Below are 860 nucleotides of genomic sequence, written 5' to 3' on the forward strand. Positions count from 1 at the left end.
CGCATCCCCGGCCCGCGCCCCCCACCTCCCGCGTCGTCGATGTCGGCGGTGCGCGGCACACTGGCTCCATGTGTGGCCGCTACGCGCAGACCCGCGCCGCCGACCAGCTCGAGCGCGACCTCGCGATCGACCGGATCCTCGGTGAGCACCCGGGACCGTCCTGGAACGTCGCCCCGACCCAGGACGTGCCGGTGGTGCTCGAGCGCGTCGAGGACGACGGACCGCAGCGCCAGCTCCGCCAGGCGCGCTGGGGCCTCGTGCCGTCGTGGGCCAAGGACGTGTCGATCGGGTCGCGGATGATCAACGCCCGCTCCGAGACGGTGCTGGACAAGCCGGCGTTCCGGAAGGCGGCGGCGAAGCGCCGCGCCCTGGTGCCGATGGACGGCTACTACGAGTGGCAGGCGAACGAGCGCGGCCCGAAGACGCCGTACTTCCTGCACGGTGCCGAGCCGCTGGCCGCGGCCGGGCTGTACGAGCTGTGGCGCGACCACGGCAAGGCCGACGACGACCCGACGCGCTGGCTGTGGACGGTCACGATCATCACCCGCCCGGCGACCGACAGCCTCGGGCACATCCACGACCGCTGCCCCGTGCTGCTGCCCGGCCACCTGTGGGACGAGTGGCTGGACCCGGGCATCACGGCCACGGACGAGGTCGGGGCGATGCTGGTGAACGTGCCCGAGCCGCACCTGATCCCGCGCGAGGTCGGGCGGGCCGTGGGCAACGTGGCGAACGACGGGCCGGAGCTCGTGGAGCCGGTGACGCCCGAGCGGGCGCCCGAGCCGGACGCGTCCTGACCGCGGCCCGAAACCCCCGGCCCCTCCCCGGCCCCTCCCCGGCGCACGCCGCGGGTCACGCCG

The 860-nt window shown here is 75.1% G+C and carries 1 protein-coding gene; it reads left to right on the forward strand.

Going from position 1 to position 860, the window contains the following annotated elements:
• Positions 1-68 precede the first annotated feature (68 nt).
• On the forward strand, positions 69-797 hold the full coding sequence (locus tag MHY85_RS21140) for an SOS response-associated peptidase (protein WP_239200450.1): 729 nt from the start codon (positions 69-71) through the stop codon (positions 795-797).
• The last annotated feature ends 63 nt before the right edge of the window (positions 798-860 follow it).

This window comes from Cellulomonas sp. ACRRI (genome assembly GCF_022346185.1).
In the GTDB taxonomy this organism is placed as follows: domain Bacteria; phylum Actinomycetota; class Actinomycetes; order Actinomycetales; family Cellulomonadaceae; genus Cellulomonas.

Coding starts and splice junctions, on each gene's coding strand:
- MHY85_RS21140 (WP_239200450.1), top strand. CDS start 69: ATGTGTGGCCGCTACGCGCAGACCCGCGCCGCCGACCAGCTCGAGCGC.